This is a genomic window from Adhaeribacter sp., from assembly GCF_057359045.1.
This window is the reverse complement of the sequence record NZ_JBMQUD010000025.1, coordinates 81,174-98,331: the sequence shown is the minus strand read 5'-3', so window position 1 is coordinate 98,331 and position 17,158 is coordinate 81,174. Positions and strand designations below refer to the sequence as shown.

At 41.7% G+C, this 17,158-nt stretch carries 16 protein-coding genes; 15 read left to right on the top strand and 1 reads right to left on the bottom strand.

The window, feature by feature from the left end:
* The 12 genes from ACO1R6_RS04530 to ACO1R6_RS04475 all read left to right on the top strand — a co-directional run.
* The coding region (locus ACO1R6_RS04530; RefSeq protein ID WP_486262553.1) for an NADH-quinone oxidoreductase subunit C at positions 1-431 on the top strand (431 nt) is incomplete at its 5' end.
* A gap of 155 nt (positions 432-586) precedes the next feature.
* On the top strand, positions 587-1,843 hold the full coding sequence (locus ACO1R6_RS04525) for an NADH-quinone oxidoreductase subunit D (RefSeq protein WP_486262551.1): 1,257 nt from the start codon (positions 587-589) through the stop codon (positions 1,841-1,843).
* Between the two features lie 115 nt (positions 1,844-1,958).
* Entirely contained in the window at positions 1,959-2,465 is a 507-nt protein-coding gene (locus tag ACO1R6_RS04520; protein ID WP_486262549.1) for an NADH-quinone oxidoreductase subunit NuoE family protein, read from the top strand.
* 112 nt (positions 2,466-2,577) lie between these two features.
* The gene (nuoF, locus tag ACO1R6_RS04515) at positions 2,578-3,924 is read left to right on the top strand and encodes an NADH-quinone oxidoreductase subunit NuoF (RefSeq protein WP_486262547.1); all 1,347 of its coding nucleotides are present in this window, start codon (positions 2,578-2,580) and stop codon (positions 3,922-3,924) included.
* A gap of 207 nt (positions 3,925-4,131) precedes the next feature.
* Positions 4,132-5,124, top strand: coding sequence for an NADH-quinone oxidoreductase subunit G (locus ACO1R6_RS04510; RefSeq protein WP_486262546.1), 993 nt, complete (start codon positions 4,132-4,134; stop codon positions 5,122-5,124).
* Positions 5,125-5,130: 6 nt separating this feature from the next.
* Complete coding sequence (gene nuoH / locus ACO1R6_RS04505; RefSeq protein ID WP_486262545.1) at positions 5,131-6,216, top strand: NADH-quinone oxidoreductase subunit NuoH; 1,086 nt, start codon at positions 5,131-5,133, stop codon at positions 6,214-6,216.
* Between the two features lie 42 nt (positions 6,217-6,258).
* Positions 6,259-6,789 (top strand): NuoI/complex I 23 kDa subunit family protein, encoded by a 531-nt coding sequence (locus tag ACO1R6_RS04500; RefSeq protein WP_486262543.1) that lies wholly within the window; start codon positions 6,259-6,261, stop codon positions 6,787-6,789.
* An 88-nt stretch (positions 6,790-6,877) separates the two neighbouring features.
* A complete protein-coding gene (locus tag ACO1R6_RS04495) occupies positions 6,878-7,396 on the top strand; it encodes an NADH-quinone oxidoreductase subunit J family protein (protein WP_486262541.1) in 519 nt (172 codons plus the stop codon).
* Between the two features lie 149 nt (positions 7,397-7,545).
* Entirely contained in the window at positions 7,546-7,875 is a 330-nt protein-coding gene (gene nuoK / locus ACO1R6_RS04490) for an NADH-quinone oxidoreductase subunit NuoK (RefSeq protein WP_486262540.1), read from the top strand.
* Between the two features lie 108 nt (positions 7,876-7,983).
* Complete coding sequence (gene nuoL, locus ACO1R6_RS04485) at positions 7,984-9,933, top strand: NADH-quinone oxidoreductase subunit L (protein ID WP_486262538.1); 1,950 nt, start codon at positions 7,984-7,986, stop codon at positions 9,931-9,933.
* 13 nt (positions 9,934-9,946) lie between these two features.
* A complete protein-coding gene (locus ACO1R6_RS04480; protein ID WP_486262536.1) occupies positions 9,947-11,401 on the top strand; it encodes a complex I subunit 4 family protein in 1,455 nt (484 codons plus the stop codon).
* A gap of 129 nt (positions 11,402-11,530) precedes the next feature.
* Complete coding sequence (locus ACO1R6_RS04475; RefSeq protein ID WP_486262535.1) at positions 11,531-12,925, top strand: NADH-quinone oxidoreductase subunit N; 1,395 nt, start codon at positions 11,531-11,533, stop codon at positions 12,923-12,925.
* 90 nt (positions 12,926-13,015) lie between these two features.
* Here the strand turns inward: ACO1R6_RS04475 and ACO1R6_RS04470 are convergent, their stop codons facing one another.
* Positions 13,016-14,239, bottom strand: a complete 1,224-nt coding sequence (locus ACO1R6_RS04470) for an NAD(P)/FAD-dependent oxidoreductase (RefSeq protein ID WP_486262533.1) — start codon at positions 14,237-14,239, stop codon at positions 13,016-13,018.
* Positions 14,240-14,513: 274 nt separating this feature from the next.
* Here ACO1R6_RS04470 and ACO1R6_RS04465 point away from each other — a divergent pair, with 274 nt between their 5' ends.
* The 3 genes from ACO1R6_RS04465 to ACO1R6_RS04455 all read left to right on the top strand — a co-directional run bounded on the left by ACO1R6_RS04465 (position 14,514) and on the right by ACO1R6_RS04455 (position 17,105).
* Complete coding sequence (locus ACO1R6_RS04465; protein ID WP_486262531.1) at positions 14,514-14,975, top strand: hypothetical protein; 462 nt, start codon at positions 14,514-14,516, stop codon at positions 14,973-14,975.
* Between the two features lie 473 nt (positions 14,976-15,448).
* Positions 15,449-15,904 (top strand): hypothetical protein, encoded by a 456-nt coding sequence (locus tag ACO1R6_RS04460; protein ID WP_486262530.1) that lies wholly within the window; start codon positions 15,449-15,451, stop codon positions 15,902-15,904.
* Between the two features lie 736 nt (positions 15,905-16,640).
* Entirely contained in the window at positions 16,641-17,105 is a 465-nt protein-coding gene (locus tag ACO1R6_RS04455; protein ID WP_486262528.1) for an Lrp/AsnC ligand binding domain-containing protein, read from the top strand.
* Positions 17,106-17,158: the final 53 nt, after the last annotated feature.

Here is a 17,158-nt window from a genome sequence, read left to right as displayed (position 1 = left end):
AGCCGTATGGTTTGTTAACCATTACGACTACCCGCGACCAGATTATTCCGCTTTTAACGCATTTATACCACGATGCAACCCTGAAAATGAATTTCCTCACCACCATGTGCGGTATTCATTACCCGGAAAATAAAGGACAAGAGTTAGGCATGGTCTATCATGTGCACAGCCTGGTACACAATGTACGCCTACGCATCAAAATATTCTTCCCGATTGAAGATCCAGTTGTTCCAACCGCTACCAAGCTTTACGCCACCGCCAACTGGATGGAGCGTGAGGCTTTTGATTTTTACGGGATTCAGTTCGAAGGTCACCCGAATTTGATTCGCATTTTAAACGTGGAAGACATGACCTACCACCCGATGCGGAAAGAATATCCCTTGGAAGATGGTACCCGCGAAGACAAAGTAGACGTGTTCTTCGGAAGGTAGTTTTTAGTAGTTAGTTGTTAGTGATTAGTCCTTAAAAAATTATCATCAAAACAACTAACTAAAAATCTAAAATATAAATAGTTGAATGTTGAAGTTGAAGTTTTCATTATAAAAGACTAACAACTAAAAACTAATAACTAACAACTATAAAACAAATGGCAGAATTTAAAACAGCAGAACAAGTGAAAAATGCCCAGGGATTGGAAAGAATTCCGGATTCACTGCCTGCTCAATATAACGAAAACGAACGTGAACTTACCACGCTGAACCTGGGGCCCACGCACCCGGCCACGCACGGTATTTTCCAGAATATATTACAGATGGACGGGGAAAAGATTGTTTCGGGCGTTCCGACAATCGGCTACATTCACCGGGCCTTCGAAAAAATTGCCGAACGTCGTCCGTTCTACCAGATTACCCCGCTAACCGACCGCATGAACTATTGCTCCTCTCCTATTAATAACATGGGCTGGTGGATGACGGTAGAAAAACTATTGGGCGTAAAAACGCCGAAGCGGGCTGATTACATCCGGGTAATTGTGATGGAGCTAGCGCGTATTGCTGACCACTTAATTTGTAACTCCATCTTGGGTGTGGACTCTGGTGCTTTTACCGGTTTCTTATACGTATTCCAGGAGCGGGAAAAAATATACGAGATTTACGAAGAAATCAGCGGTGCCCGTTTAACCACCAACATGGGCCGCATTGGCGGTATGGAGCGCGATTTATCTCCGGTGGCTATTCATAAGCTGCGCGAATGGATTGACGGATTCCCGAAAGTAATGAAGGAATTCGAATCGATGTTTACCCGCAACCGGATTTTCATGGACCGCATTAAAGACGTAGGCCCGATGACGGCAGAAAAGGCGTTAAACTACGGCTTTACCGGACCAAACTTACGGGCAGCGGGCGTCGATTACGATGTGCGCGTCATGAACCCTTATTCTTCTTACCAGGATTTCGATTTTGAAATTCCGGTAGGTACCACCGGCGATACCTACGACCGGTTTATGGTACGGAACGAAGAAATCTGGCAAAGTTTCCGGATTATTCAGCAAGCTTTAGAGAACCTACCAGAAGGACCATTCCACGCCGATGCGCCGGAATATTTCTTACCGCCGAAGCAAGCCGTGTACAAGAACATGGAAGCCTTAATCTATCACTTCAAAATTATTATGGGTGAAATTGAGGCACCAGTGGGTGAAGTTTATCATTCCGTGGAAGGTGGTAACGGCGAATTAGGTTTTTATTTAGTGAGTGATGGTGGCCGTACGCCTTACCGCTTACATTTCCGTCGCCCTTGCTTTATTTATTACCAGGCTTACCCCGAAATGGTAGTAGGCTCGCAATTATCGGATGCTATCTTGATTTTAAGTAGCATGAACGTAATTGCCGGAGAATTAGACGCTTAATATTTAGCTTTTAGCGGTTAGCTATTAGTTTTTAGTTTTAATAATAACAGCAACCACAAAAGTCCCTCTCCATTGGAGAGGAATTTAGGGTGGGGCCAAACAAATAAATCCGTTGATGGAATCAACAACTCAAAACGAAGTACAATTTTCGGATGCGGCCATGGCCGAAATCAGAAGATATATTTCACATTACCCCGCCGACCGGAAAAAATCGGCGATTCTGCCTGTTCTGCACATTGCCCAGGCTGAATTTGGCGGTTGGGTAAGTCCGCAGGTACAAGATAAAGTGGCCGAAATTCTGGATATCCAACCTATTGAAGTTTACGAGGTAGCAACTTTCTACACCATGTTCAACCTGAAACCGGTTGGCAAACACGTGCTGGAAGTATGCCGCACCGGCCCTTGCATGTTGCGCGGCGCCGACCATTTAATTGAGCACCTGGAAAACCGTTTAGGCTGCCACGTAGGCGAAAACAGTGCTGATGGCATGTTTACCCTGAAAACTGTAGAATGTTTAGCTGCCTGCGGAATGGGGCCCATGTTGCAAATTCGGGAGAAATATTACGAGAACCTGGACCCGCAGAAAATGGACCAATTGCTGGATGATTTAAGAAAAGAATAAAATTGGTATCAGGTAGTAAGTATCAGGTATCAGGATTTATAAAAAAGAAATTAGCCTATAGATTTTTTGCAAAAACTAATCACTAAAAGCTAATTACTAACTACTAAACCCAATGGGACTAAAAATATTAACTGAACATATAAACGTACCGGGCATCAATACCCTGGAAACCTACCGCAAAATGGGTGGTTACCGGAGTGTAGAGAAAGCTCTGAAAACCATGACGCCCGACGAGGTGGTGGAAGAAGTGAAGAAGTCTGGTTTGCGTGGTCGGGGTGGTGCCGGTTTCCCAACCGGGATGAAGTGGAGCTTTTTGGCTAAGCCGGAAGGTAAGCCCCGCTACCTGGTGTGCAACGCCGACGAATCCGAGCCGGGCACTTTCAAAGACCGCGTGTTGATGGAGAAAATTCCCCACGCTTTAATTGAAGGGATGATTACCTCCAGTTATGCCTTAGGTGCGCGTACTTCCTATATCTATATCCGCGGTGAATTAATGTTTGTGCTGCGCATCTTAGAAAAAGCCATTGCCGAATGTTATGCCGCCGGTTTATTAGGCGAAAATATTCTGGGCTCTGGCTACTCTTTAGATTTACACGTGCACCCGGGTGGTGGCGCGTATATTTGCGGCGAGGAAACAGCTTTACTGGAATCTTTAGAAGGTAAACGCGGTAACCCGCGTAACAAACCTCCTTTCCCGGCAGTTTGGGGCCTTTATGGCTGCCCTACCGTGGTAAACAACGTGGAATCAATTGCTTCGGTGCCCTGGATTGTAAATAATACCGGGGAAGAATACGCGAAAATTGGAGTTGGTAGAAGTACCGGAACCAAATTAATTTCAGCTTCTGGTCATATTAACAACCCGGGTGTTTACGAAATTGAATTAGGTTTACCGGTAGAAGAATTTTTATTCTCCGATGAATATTGCGGTGGCATCTGGAAAGGCCGGAAATTTAAAGCAATTGTAGCTGGTGGTTCTTCGGTGCCGATTTTACCCGGTGAATTATTCCTGAAAACCGCCGAAGGTACACCGCGCGTGATGACCTATGAATCGTTATCGGAAGGTGGATTTGTGAGCGGTACCATGTTAGGTTCGGGTGGTTTTATTGTGATGGACGATACGACTTGTATTGTGCGCAACACCTGGAATTTTTCCCGCTTTTATCACCATGAATCGTGTGGGCAGTGCAGCCCTTGCCGCGAAGGAACCGGCTGGATGGAGAAAATATTGCACCGCATTGAGCACGGCCACGGCCACATGCACGATATTGATTTATTAGTAAACGTGTCGAAACAAATTGAAGGAAATACCATTTGCCCGTTGGGCGATGCGGCAGCCTGGCCAGTAGCCAGTGCCGTGCGCCATTTCCGGCATGAGTTTGAATGGCACGTAAAACATCCGGAAAAAGCGACTGCACCGGGTGCTGTTTACAGCAGCGCGGAAGATTTAGCTTTTGCTTAGGAAGTTTTTAGTTATTAGTAGTTAGGAATTAGTTTAACTGCAATAGCAAAAAGAGACTTTCTAAAGGCTAAGAAGCTTTATAGTAGTTGTTAGAACTGGAATTAAGCTTTGATAACTACCGAATAAAATTAAAAGGGAATATGTTAGTGCTGGTTATTTGGTTTAAAAACTAAGACCTAATCACTAACAACTAAATACTAAAATTAAATGGCTAAAATAACTTTTGACGGCATTGAGGTGGAAGTTCCGGATGGAACGTCTATTCTGAATGCTGCCCGCAAAATTGGTGGCAATGTGGTGCCACCGGCCATGTGTTACTATACGCCTTTAAAAGGCAGCGGCGGTAAATGCCGCGCTTGTTTGGTGAAAGTAACCGCTGGCTCTGCCAAAGACCCGCGCCCCATGCCGAAACTGGTTGCATCTTGTGTAACGCCGGTGCAGGATGGGATGGTGGTAGAAAACACCTTATCGCCGCAGGTTTTAGAAGCGCGTAAAGGCGTGGTAGAAATGCTATTAATTAACCACCCGTTGGATTGCCCGGTTTGCGACCAGGCCGGCGAGTGCGATTTACAAAACTTCTCCTACGAGCACGGTACTTCTGGTACTCGTTTCGAAGAAGAGCGTCGCACATTCGAACGCAAGGATATTGGGCCGCTAATTCAGCTGCACATGAACCGGTGTATTTTGTGTTACCGCTGCGTGTACACGGCAGACCAGATTACCAACAAGCGCGTGCACGGGGTTTTAGGCCGGGGAGATGCTTCGGAAATTGGCACGTACATCGAAAATGCGATTGATAACGATTTCTCCGGTAACGTGATTGACGTGTGCCCGGTAGGCGCTTTAACCGATAAAACATTCCGGTTTAAGAACCGCGTGTGGTTTACCAAACCGGTAGATGCGCATCGCGATTGTCCGAAATGTAGCGGTAAAGTAGTATTGTGGATGCGTGGTTCGGATGTACTGCGGGTAACAGGTCGTAAAAACGAATACGGCGAATTAGTAGAATTTATCTGCAACGAATGCCGGTTCGAGAAAAAAGAAGTAGCCGACTGGACCATAGAAGGCCCTCGCCACATTGCCCGGGCATCGGTTATTTCGGCCAATCATTACGAATTACCGGTTGTAAATCCGCAGATTATCGCCGATTTACCCGAAAGTACTACCAAAGAATTACAAATTATTCCGAGACCTTTCTAAAGAAGCATGGAGATTTCCGCATTAGCCATACAGGCCTTAATTATACTAGCCATATTTGGTATTACGCTTTTAATTGCCACGTACTGCACCTGGGCCGAGCGCCGGATTGCGGGTTACTTGCAAGACCGTCCGGGACCAAACCGGGTAGGTCCGTGGGGCTTAGGCCAACCCTTAGCTGATGCCGTGAAATTATTCTTTAAAGAAGAGTTTATTCCGGCCAATGCGAACAAATGGTTATTTATTGCCGGTCCTTCGCTGGCTATGTTAACGGCTTTAATGAGCAGTGCGGTAGTGCCATTTGGTAATACCATTTTATCCGATGATTTTGGCGCTATCCGCATCCAGGGCATTGAGGTAAACATTGGCATGCTGTATATCTTTGGGGTAGTTTCGCTGGGTGTTTACGGCATCATGATTGGTGGCTGGGCCTCTAACAATAAATTCTCGTTGTTGGGTGCCATCCGGGCCGCTTCACAGAACATCAGCTACGAAATTGCTTTAGGGCTATCTTTAATTGCAGTTTTAATGATGACCGGAACACTTTCTTTGCGCGAGATTGCTTTACAGCAATCAGAACCGCTCTTTGGTATATCGGGCATGAACTGGAATATTTTTTATCAGCCCTTAGGTTTCATTATTTTCTTAACCTGTGCTTTTGCTGAAACCAACCGGACGCCTTTCGACTTACCAGAATCCGAAGCGGAATTGGTGGGTGGTTACCATACAGAATATGGCTCCATGAAATTGGGTTTATACCTGTTTGCGGAATACGTAAATATTATTGTGGTATCGGCGGTAATGAGTACGCTATATTTTGGCGGTTTTAACTTCCCGTTCCAGGCCGAATTAGAAAGTGTTATTTCCAGCGATAAGCAGCTGGCTCACAATATTATTACCTTTATTGGTGTTGGGGTATTTTTCCTGAAGATATTCTCTTTTATCTTCTTCTTTATGTGGGTACGCTGGACCTTGCCACGTTTCCGTTACGACCAATTATTAAACTTGGGTTGGAAAGGATTAATCCCGCTTTCAGTCATCAATATTATTTTAACCGGCGGCGCTATTTTATTATACGAGCATTTTAATAAGTAATAGTAAGCTGGTTTTGTTTAAGATTTAATCACAAAGGAGATTATGGAATCCTTATCAAATAGAAAAAAAGTATTGGAACAAAAGCCGATGACGGTAGCGGAGAAGATGTATCTTCCGGCTATTTTCAACGGGCTTTCCATTACCTTGCGTCACTTTTTCAAGAAAAAGCCTACCATTCAGTATCCGGAGCAAAAACGGGAGTTTGGCCGGGAATTCCGGGGCTTACACGTATTGCGCCGCGATGAGCAAGGCCGGGAGCGCTGTACCGCTTGTGGTTTATGCGCAGTGGCCTGCCCTGCCGAAGCCATTACCATGGTAGCCGGCGAACGCAAAAAAGGCGAAGAACATTTGTACCGCGAAGAAAAATACGCCGTGACTTACGAAATAAATATGTTGCGTTGCATTTTCTGCGGTTTATGTGAAGAAGCTTGCCCCAAAGAAGCGGTGTTTCTGCAAAACGATAAAACCGTACCGCCCCGTTTCGAGCGTGATGAGTTTATTTACGGCAAAGACCGGCTGGTAGAACCTTTGGACAAAGCAAATTCGAAAGAAAATATTAAATACAGATATTAATTAGCTATTCCGCCGCAGGTAGATTGTTGTTTAAACTATTATTATGTTTAAAACTAACCGCTAATTACTAATCGCTAATCACTCAAAAATGACTGGTAACCTTTTTTACTTCCTGACTTTTTTAACCTTGTTTGCGGCTTTAGGGGTAGTATTCTCTAAGAACCCGGTTTACAGTGTTCTTTGCCTTATCCTTACCTTTTTTACCCTATCTGGTCATTATATTTTATTAAATGCCCAGTTTGTGGCAGCGGTTAATATTATTGTATATGCCGGGGCCATTATGGTTTTGTTCCTGTTCGTGATTATGTTCCTGAACCTGAATACGGATACCGAGCAAACGCAAAGTAAATCAACCTTAATGAAGGTTGCCGGCGTTATTTCAGGCGGTTTGTTATTGGTTATTATGATAGCGGTTTTAAAAGATGCCGAGTTGGGCCAGGTAGATACCGTAAACTTTGATTCTCAGATTGGATTGGTTGAAAACCTGGGCCACTTATTATTTACTAAATATTTATTACCGTTTGAGTTAGTTTCGGTATTGTTTTTAGCGGCCATGGTGGGTGCGGTAATGTTAGGTAAAAAGGAATCGCAGCAGCGGCATTTTTAATATTTTACCAAGTATGGCGACAGGACGTGTCGCCATTTGTATTTATATAAAAACTCATTAAGTTGGGTAAATAGCAAAATGGCGGTAAATTGCGCCGCTTTTGCAGAAGCTATATTTCATAATAAAACAGCTACCATAGCTAAGATAAAATGAACGAAATTCCTGAGGTAATCAGAACCATTCCTTTACAGTACTACCTGTTCTTCAGCAGCGCTTTATTTGTTATTGGTATTATAGGCGTTCTCACCCGCCGTAATGCCATTGTTATTTTTATGTGTATTGAATTAATGCTGAATGCCGTAAATCTTTTACTAACAGCTTTTTCGGCGTACCGCTCTGATGCCAACGGACAGGTTTTTGTATTTTTTATTATGGCCGTAGCCGCCGCCGAAGTTTGCGTGGGCTTAGCTATTATTGTTATGATTTACCGGAACTTACGCTCTACCGATATTAATATTTTGAGTAACCTGAAATGGTAATAATTGGACGTTGGTAGCAAGACATTGGTATCAGGTATTTAAACTTTCAAATAAAAATATTCATGTTCGCGAAAACGAACAATGATTAACGAACAACGAAATTAAAGCATGCAAACAGATATATTACCCGCCACCAACTCCGATTTGGGCTTGTTCTGCTTACTTATTCCGCTTTTACCTTTACTCGGATTTATTATAAACGGCTTGGGCAACCGTTCTTTACCTAAAAGCCTCATTACTTTAATTGGCTGCGGCAGTGTTTTAATTTCTTTCTTAATTGCGCTGTTCCTGTTTATTCAGTTTGATGGCCGTCCTTACGTAATTGATGTATTTAATTGGATAAATGTAGGAAACCTGCATATTCCTTTTTCCTTTATGATTGATCAGCTTTCGCTGATTATGCTGTTGCTGGTAACGGGCGTTGGTTTTGTCATTCACGTATATTCGGCCGGTTATATGAGCCACGATGCCGGCTTTGGTAAGTTCTTTGCCTTCCTTAACTTATTTAGTTTCTCGATGTTGATGCTGGTAATGGGCTCCAACTACGTAATGATGTTTATTGGCTGGGAAGGCGTTGGTTTGTGTTCTTATTTGCTCATTGGTTTTTGGAACAAAGTAACACCTTATAATAATGCGGCTAAAAAGGCTTTTATTGTAAACCGCATCGGTGACTTAGGCTTTTTATTGGGCATATTCTTATTGTTTATGACCTTCGGTAGTGTTACCTATGCCGACATTTTTCAGCAGGCTGCCCAGTTACACGAAGTAAATCAACCCGTAATTGTAGCCATAACGTTATTATTATTTGTAGGTGCCATGGGTAAAAGTGCCCAATTGCCGCTTTATACCTGGTTACCCGATGCAATGGCCGGCCCAACCCCGGTTTCAGCGCTCATTCACGCGGCTACCATGGTTACCGCCGGTATTTACATGGTAATCCGCTCCAACGTATTATATACTTTAGCACCTACTACTTTAGAGTTTATCGCCATTATTGGTTTAGCCACCGCGGTTTTTGCCGCCACCATAGGCTTGTTCCAAAACGACATTAAAAAAGTGCTGGCTTATTCTACCGTGAGCCAATTGGGTTATATGTTCCTGGCCTTGGGCGTAATGGCTTATACCTCTTCTCTGTTCCACGTGTTAACGCACGCGTTCTTTAAAGCTTTATTATTCTTAGGTGCCGGTAGTGTTATTCACGCCATGAGCAACGAGCAGGATATTAGGAACATGGGCGGTTTACGCAAATATTTACCGGTTACGTTTATTACTTTCTTAATTGGTACGCTGGCTATTTCGGGTATTCCGCCGTTTGCTGGCTTCTTTTCTAAAGACGAATTATTGGCGCAAGTCTATGAGCACAGTAAAATCATGTGGGCTTTTGGTTTATTAACCTCCTTCATGACGGCTTTCTACATGTTCCGGTTATTATTCCTGACCTTTTTTGGCACCTTCCGGGGCACCGACGAACAACGTCATCATTTACACGAATCACCGGCCAGCATGACCATTCCTTTGATTATCCTGGCTATTTTATCTACCATTGGCGGATTTATGGGCTTACCGGCGGTATTTAGCGAAAACCATATTTTATCTAACTTCTTAAGCCCTATTTTTGGCTATGCCCGTCAGGCGGTACCATCGGCTTTTGAAGCGGCTCATTTAGACCATGCTACCGAATATATGCTGATGGCTGTTTCGGTGGCCGTAGCGGTAGTAGCTATTATTCTGGCTTATGTCATGTACGTGAGCAAAAAAGCAGTTCCGGCTCCTGAAACCACCGAATTATCGCCGCTGCACAAACTGGTTTACAATAAATATTATATCGATGAAATTTATAATGCCCTAATTGTGCAGCCGGTTATGTGGCTATCGACGGGTTTGTACCGCTTTGTGGAGAAAGGCTTGGTAGACCCGGTGGTAAACAGCTTTGGTAAAATAACCATTGCGGGTGGCCGTAACCTGCGTTTCCTGCAAACGGGTGCCATCGGCTTTTATATTTTTGCAATGGTCATCAGCATTGTCCTGATTCTATTCCTGAACTTTGTTATCAGATAAGTAATTACCGAATATGCCTAATCTAACCCTTTACTTACTTCTTTGGCCTGCCCTGGCTGGTTTACTGATTCTCTTTATTAAAGGTCAGAATGCCAAAAGAGCTGCCTTTGGAGCCGCTGTTGTAGAATTTATTCTGGCTTTACTGGCCATGATGCAGTACCAACCCAATGCGTATCGCCAGTTTACCTTCGACCATACCTGGATTGCTGATTTTGGGATTAACTTTTCTATTGGCATGGACGGCATTAGTTTACTCCTGGTTTTCTTAACCACTTTCCTGGTGCCGTTAATTATACTTTCCTCGTTTCCGCATTCGTACAAAAACCCGCATGTGTTTTACGCCTTAATCTTGTTTATGCAAACTGGTTTAATTGGCGTATTTACTTCTTTTGATGCTTTCCTGTTTTATTTTTTCTGGGAAGTGGCCCTTATACCTATCTATTTTATTGCGGCCATTTGGGGCGGCGAGCGCCGGATACCCATTACCTTTAAATTCTTTATTTATACCATATTTGGTTCTTTGTTTATGTTGGTAGGCTTTGTGTATTTGTATTTTCAAACACCCGGCACGCATACCTCCGACATTAATGCTTTTTACGCTTTAAGCCTAGATACTACCCAGCAAAGCTGGATTTTCTGGTTCTTGTTTATTGCCTTTGCGATTAAAATGCCGGTTTTCCCGTTTCATACCTGGCAGCCAGATACCTACACCGAATCACCAACCCAAGCTACTATGTTACTCTCTGGTATCATGCTAAAAATGGGTATTTACGGGGTTATCCGGTGGTTATTGCCTATTGTACCGCAGGGCGTAAGCATGTGGGATGACCTGGTTTTAATTCTTTCCATCATTGGTATTGTTTACGGCTCTATAATTGCTATCCGGCAGCGCGACCTGAAGCGTTTAGTGGCTTATTCTTCTATCGGGCACGTAGGGCTAATTGCGGCCGGTATATTTACTTTAACCGAGCACGGCATGCAAGGTGGTATTATCCAGATGCTGAGCCATGGTATTAATGTGGTAGGCATGTTCTTTATCATCGATATTATTTACCGCCGTACGCATACCCGCGATATCACCAATCTGGGCGGTATTACCCAAACTACCCCGGCCTTGTCTATCTTTTTTATGATTCTTTTGTTAGGCACCGTGGCATTACCGCTTACCAACGGGTTTGTGGGCGAGTTCTTATTACTATCTGGGGTGTTCCAATATAATAACTGGATGGGAGCAGTTGCCGGCTTAACCATTATTTTAGGAGCCGTTTACATGTTACGCATGTTCCAGGGCGTAATGTTTGGCGAACAAACTGCCGCAACCATAAACGTAAAAGATTTAACCGGTCTGGAAAAAGCTGTTTTAATTCCGTTGGTAATTATGGTGTTCTGGATTGGTTTACACCCCAATACCTTCCTGCAATTAACCGAACCTACTGTGGGCCATTTATTGGGCATCATAAACAGATAAGTTTAAGAAACTAGATGCTAAATATTAGATTCTGGATTTTAGATAAAAGATAAAGGATAAAAGAGGAAAGCTGGTTTAATAATTAGATAATAAGCTAATCACTAACCACTAATCGCTAACCGCTAAGATATGAATTCGATAATATTACTTACTTCTTTTGGTATTCTAAACCTGTTTATTGGTTTTAGTAAATCCAAAAAAATTATTATGCCGTTGGTGCTGTTGTTCCTGGCCATTGTTTTTGTGGTTAATCTCACTGAGTGGAACAATACCCAAACCTATTTTGAGCGCATGCTCACGGTAGATAATTTTGCTATTGCTTTTACCGGCATAGTTGTTTTAACTACTATTTTGGTTTTACCTTTCTCGCAACGGTACATAGATCAGCAAAACGAAAGTTTAGCCGAATATTATTCGATGCTTTTATTTTCTCTGGTAGGCGCTATTATGATGGTAGCTTACGAAAACCTGATCATGCTTTTTGTAGGTATCGAGATTTTATCTATCAGCATGTACGTACTGGCTGGCAGCGATAAAAAGAACCTGAAATCGAACGAAGCCGGGCTCAAATATTTCCTGATGGGTTCTTTTGCCACCGGTCTTTTACTATTTGGCATTGTGCTTATTTACGGCGCTACTGGTACTTTTTCTATTACCGAAATCAGCCAGGCTACCGCCACCCAAAGCTCAGACGAATTAACCACGCCTTTACTGGGAATGGGTTTATTGTTTACCCTTATTGGTATTTCCTTTAAAGTTTCGGCCGCACCTTTTCACTTCTGGACCCCGGACGTTTATGAAGGTACACCTACTTTTTTTATGGCTTTTATGAGTACCGTAGTTAAAGCGGCTGGGTTTGCCGGTTTTTATAAACTGATGTCGGTTTCCTTTGCCGGTGCCTACGGTTTCTGGTATCCTACTATTGTAGCCATGACCGTAATTACATTGGCTATTGGTAATATTGGTGCTGTAGCCCAAAACAGCTTTAAGCGCATGATGGCCTACTCCAGTATTTCGCATGCAGGCTATTTAATGATTGCACTCCTTGCTTTTAACGACCGTTCTGAGAATGCTATTTTCTTTTACTCACTGGCTTACTCGGTAGCCACTGTTGCGGCGCTGGGCATTCTGAAAATAGTAGCCGATAACCGTGACGATGTTTCGTACAATGCGTTTAACGGATTAGGCCGTACCAATCCGCTTTTAGCTACGGTCATGACCATTTCTATGTGTTCGCTGGCTGGTATACCACTTACCGGAGGCTTTTTTGGCAAGCTATTTATTTTTAGTGCTGCACTGGAGCAAAACCAAGATCAAAACCTGTTGTGGCTGATTATAGTTGCTATTTTAATGGCGGCTGTGGGCTTCTATTATTATTTCCGGGTAATTATCTCCATGTATATGCGCGAACCCAGCGGCGAACGGATTCAGGTGAGTGCTTTGGCTTCTTTTGCTTTAATTTTTATGGCCGTGCTTACGTTTGTACTGGGTTTATTCCCGGGCTTACTCAGCAATGCGCTTTAATAATACAGGTTGATAAAATAAACCTGCTAAGTGCCATTACTTACAATTTTTAAATTTACTTTACAGGTCTAAGATGAAGCAATCCTTATTTTACTTAAACAGCAAACGGTAATAAAAAGCCGGTTTGGTTATCATCTTTTTGATTTCTACGTTAGCCAAAGCATCAATTAAAAACTGTTTGATATATTTACTCTGATTCCCTTTTTTTACCACAAAATTAAACAACCAGGGGTACTTACAGAGTTTTTGTAACTGATGACTTACCTTAAGCTCTTTGCCCATGCGCCGGTAAATTTCTTTGTCGTAAGCCATGTTAAATGCTGCCGAAAAATTTTGTTCTTTAAAGCACGCAAGTACCTGATCAGCCGCTACCCGGCCACTTCTAATGGCGTTGCCAATTCCTTCGCCCGAAAAAGGATCAATTAAAGCCGCCGCATCGCCGGTTAGTAGAAATCGTTCGCCGGAAATTTTTCTTTGCTTAGAACCTAGCGGCAAACCATAACCTTTTACGGTTTCTAACGGTCGGGCATCTTTAAAACGTTCTTTCAGGTTTGGCGCGGTATGCAGCAGTTCTTGCAAAGTCTCTTTTAAATTAATCTTTTTCGCCGATACAGCCGACGACAATATTCCAATACCCACATTTGCTTTGTTATCAGGCAGTGGAAAAACCCAGAGATAGCCAGGTAAAATATCTTTAAAGAAATGGAGCTCAATGTAATTTTCCGGGTGAAAAGCCTGGACACCTTCGTAATAAACCCGTAAGCCGGCGCTGTAATGGTCTTTCTCCAGTTTAATTTTACCTAAATGCTTAGATACTACCGAATGCGCACCATCAGCTCCTATAATTATCTGGCCGGTATAATTACCCTGATTGGTTTCTACTAAAATACTATGGGGTTCTTGCTTTACCTGTTTTACTTCACAACCTTCTTTAACCGTAATATTAGAGCACTGCTTTACCCGCTGAAAAAGAAAATTATCGAATTCCAGGCGCGTACAAATGTAACCGCAGCTTTTCTGGTTTTTGTAGTAAAAAGGGATATTTAAATGTTGATGGGCCGGCGAATAAATCTTTATTCCGTACGAAGCTAACTTAGCTGTAAAGTTGGTAAAATCAGCGGCCAAATCCGGCGAAAGCATAGCTAGTTGGTTTACCACATCTACACTCAGGGCATCGCCGCAAGTTTTATCGCGCGGAAAAACTGCTTTGTCTAAAATTGCTACCGATAGGCCGGTTTGTGCTAATTTAAAAGCACAGGCGGCTCCCGCCGGCCCCGCTCCTACAATTAACACATCAAAATAATTTGCCTGCATGTATTAAATTTAACTTGCTTCAGGTTTCTTCCTACTAACTTATTATTTAAAAACTAAAAATACTCTTCTCACTAAAACTATTTGCTTACCAATTATCAAAATTTAATAGGCAGGTTAGCACAAGCCAAGATTCAGCCAAAACCGGAATAATTTAAAAGCCCAAATATTGCCTTTAACAGAACAAAATATTCTTTTTAACGCTTAATTTTCGTAAAACTTAGAAGTAAGGCTATATTTGCAGCAGTTCTAAGCTTTCACCAATAATTAACTATATATGTATAATTTTCTGTTGCAATTCCACTCTATCAACCGTTGGTCGGTATTAATATTTGGAATAATTGTTCTGATTCAGGCCCTGATTGGTTGGCAAAGCCGTAGTGCTTATACCAAAGGCAACAGTACCATACATGCCATATTTGTGGGCTTTGTTCATTTGCAGGTAGTTGTTGGTTTATTATTATATTTTGTTTTCAGCCCTATTACGCAACAAATATTTGCCGACTTTGGCGCAGCCATGAAAAATGCATCGTTGCGATTCTGGGCTGTTGAGCACACCTTAGGTATGATTATCGGGGCCATTCTAGCCCAGGTAGGCCGCACCAAAGCTAAAAAAGCAGCTACCGGTGAACTAAAGCATAAAAACGCTTTTATTTTTACGCTAATTGCCCTGATTATTATAATCTTGAGTATACCATTCGGCATTATTAACGCCGAAGTTCGTCCGCTTTGGCGTTAAACATAAGTAAATAGTTATTCACCTAATTCACCGTATTTACCAGCTCAGTAAGCTTTTAGATACGGTAATGCTTTTATTTATTTAATCAGACCTGTATAAGACAGTATTCTTTTTTATTTGGATTGTAGGGTCTGATTAAATAATTAAGGATTTGTTACTCTTTAAAAATAAGAGAATAATCTATTACTACTTTTAACGTTAGTTAAATATTAAGCTTGTACATCTGCTGGCAATTGCCTGTTAGCAGTTATTAGTTGCACACGTAGTTTATGCTGTTTTTATTAGTTGCTATAGAAGGTAAAGCTTAAGCAGAATTTTTTAACAAATATTTACCGTCTAGAATGGTTTTACTTAATATATTTGTTCCCATAAAAGCAATTTTACTGAGTATATTCACTCCCAAAACACCTTAACCCACCTCTTTAATCCAACTAATTAGTCAGAATTTTTTAAAGCGTTTAACCCTGGTTTAAATGCTTGCTGTTAAACTATTTATTTTTATTTTAAGAAGTGAAATGGAGATGAGATTAGAAGTAAAAAACCCGAACGGTAATACTTTTCTTTATTTAGAATACGACCAAGCAAACAAATGGCTATATGCTAACTGGATTGGTTACCAATCAGTAGAGAATGTAAAGAAAGGTATTACCGAAATCTTAAATCAATTAGATAACTTAAACTTTTCTAAACTTTTAAACGACAACCGAGCTTTGATTGGACCGTGGGATAAAGCAAATCTCTGGTTAGAAGAAAATGTTATTTTACCCGTTAATTACAATCGTATCAAATATATGGCCCACATCATATCACCTGGCATTTTTGGGCAATTATCTGTTCAGGACTTACAAAGCCGCTTACACAATAAAATAACAATTAAGCTATTTGAAGATATTAAACCGGCCGAAGAATGGCTTAGAAGTCAGGAATAGTCTAATATCTTTTTTGCGCTACAGACCGGCCTGAAAATAATTATAAGTTAACTTTATTTAGATAAATAACTTATTTTGGCCCGAATAATAGTTTAGGGTTTGCTCTTAAGCCAACAGTTTCTATTTATTTGGCGGTTAGCTTTTAATGACCGGCTCCTTTTCTAATAAGACTACACGCCCGTAATAAAGAAATAATAAAGCCTATACAGTATTTATAAAATGCTACCCAGCGAGATTGCGGGTAATATTTAAGGTAAACTAATAGAATATTAGGTTTATATAATATTTTTCAATAATTGGGCTTTTGTTGCATAATTTTAAATATTTCTACTTACGCACATTTAATGCTGATTGAGTACCCCTGCCAGGTAGTGGCCGGAATGCGTGATGTAATTACTTCTTAATGCCTGATAAACCAACAGCCAAAAACAGGAAAATTTAAGCAGGACTAAAATAAAAAAGGCCTCTCCTGCTCAGGAAAGGCCTTTTTGCTGTAGGGGAAGGAGTCGAACCTTCACGGAGTAGTTAGACAATTGCTTGTTTTATTCTAGAGTTCTCCACCCCCGAGAGAGGAGGGCTTGTCTGCCAGTTTCAACACCCTACAATGTTTTTTTCTTTTTCAAAGATATACCAATTACGCAGGTTTTCAAAATTTATTAAATATTTTCTGATAAATTTATGCTATTTTAAATTTTATGTTACTTTTGTTAAATCAAATCAAAAAGGCGTTAAAAATATGCTCAAAAATTTAGAAATTGATAATACAGATCTGCGGATTCTATCGTTATTGATGGATGACGCCAAAATGGCCTACGCGGATGTAGGAAAAGAAGTATTCGTTTCGGGTGGTACTGTACACGTCCGGATGAAGAAAATGGAGCAAATGGGTATTGTAACCGGCACCCAGTTAAAGCTCAACTACTCCAACCTGGGCTATGATATCAGCGCCTTTTTAGGTATTTATTTAAAGAAAAGCTCGATGTACCCCGAGGTGCTGGAGCAATTGAAAAAAATACCCGAAGTGGTTAGCGTAAATTATACTACTGGCGAGTGGAGTATGTTTGCCAAACTTATCTGCAAAGATACAGCCCATTTAAAAAACGTACTTACCGATAAAATTCAGAAAGTACCGGGTATTCAACGTACCGAAACTTTAATTTCTTTAGAAGAAAGTCTGAACCGTCCGGTTCAATTGCTGTAAAAACAAAAGAGTAACCTGCTGGCTAATTCTTCTGATTAGCGCAACAGGTTACT

Excerpts from the sequence above, each read along its gene's own strand:
- ACO1R6_RS04525 (WP_486262551.1), top strand. The coding sequence starts at position 587 with ATGGCAGAATTTAAAACAGCAGAACAAGTGAAAAATGCCCAGGGATTG.
- ACO1R6_RS04520 (WP_486262549.1), top strand. The coding sequence starts at position 1,959 with ATGGAATCAACAACTCAAAACGAAGTACAATTTTCGGATGCGGCCATG.
- nuoF (WP_486262547.1), top strand. The coding sequence starts at position 2,578 with ATGGGACTAAAAATATTAACTGAACATATAAACGTACCGGGCATCAAT.
- ACO1R6_RS04510 (WP_486262546.1), top strand. The coding sequence starts at position 4,132 with ATGGCTAAAATAACTTTTGACGGCATTGAGGTGGAAGTTCCGGATGGA.
- nuoH (WP_486262545.1), top strand. The coding sequence starts at position 5,131 with ATGGAGATTTCCGCATTAGCCATACAGGCCTTAATTATACTAGCCATA.
- ACO1R6_RS04500 (WP_486262543.1), top strand. The coding sequence starts at position 6,259 with ATGGAATCCTTATCAAATAGAAAAAAAGTATTGGAACAAAAGCCGATG.
- ACO1R6_RS04495 (WP_486262541.1), top strand. The coding sequence starts at position 6,878 with ATGACTGGTAACCTTTTTTACTTCCTGACTTTTTTAACCTTGTTTGCG.
- nuoK (WP_486262540.1), top strand. The coding sequence starts at position 7,546 with ATGAACGAAATTCCTGAGGTAATCAGAACCATTCCTTTACAGTACTAC.
- nuoL (WP_486262538.1), top strand. The coding sequence starts at position 7,984 with ATGCAAACAGATATATTACCCGCCACCAACTCCGATTTGGGCTTGTTC.
- ACO1R6_RS04480 (WP_486262536.1), top strand. The coding sequence starts at position 9,947 with ATGCCTAATCTAACCCTTTACTTACTTCTTTGGCCTGCCCTGGCTGGT.
- ACO1R6_RS04475 (WP_486262535.1), top strand. The coding sequence starts at position 11,531 with ATGAATTCGATAATATTACTTACTTCTTTTGGTATTCTAAACCTGTTT.
- ACO1R6_RS04470 (WP_486262533.1), bottom strand. The coding sequence starts at position 14,239 with ATGCAGGCAAATTATTTTGATGTGTTAATTGTAGGAGCGGGGCCGGCG.
- ACO1R6_RS04465 (WP_486262531.1), top strand. The coding sequence starts at position 14,514 with ATGTATAATTTTCTGTTGCAATTCCACTCTATCAACCGTTGGTCGGTA.
- ACO1R6_RS04460 (WP_486262530.1), top strand. The coding sequence starts at position 15,449 with ATGCTTGCTGTTAAACTATTTATTTTTATTTTAAGAAGTGAAATGGAG.
- ACO1R6_RS04455 (WP_486262528.1), top strand. The coding sequence starts at position 16,641 with ATGCTCAAAAATTTAGAAATTGATAATACAGATCTGCGGATTCTATCG.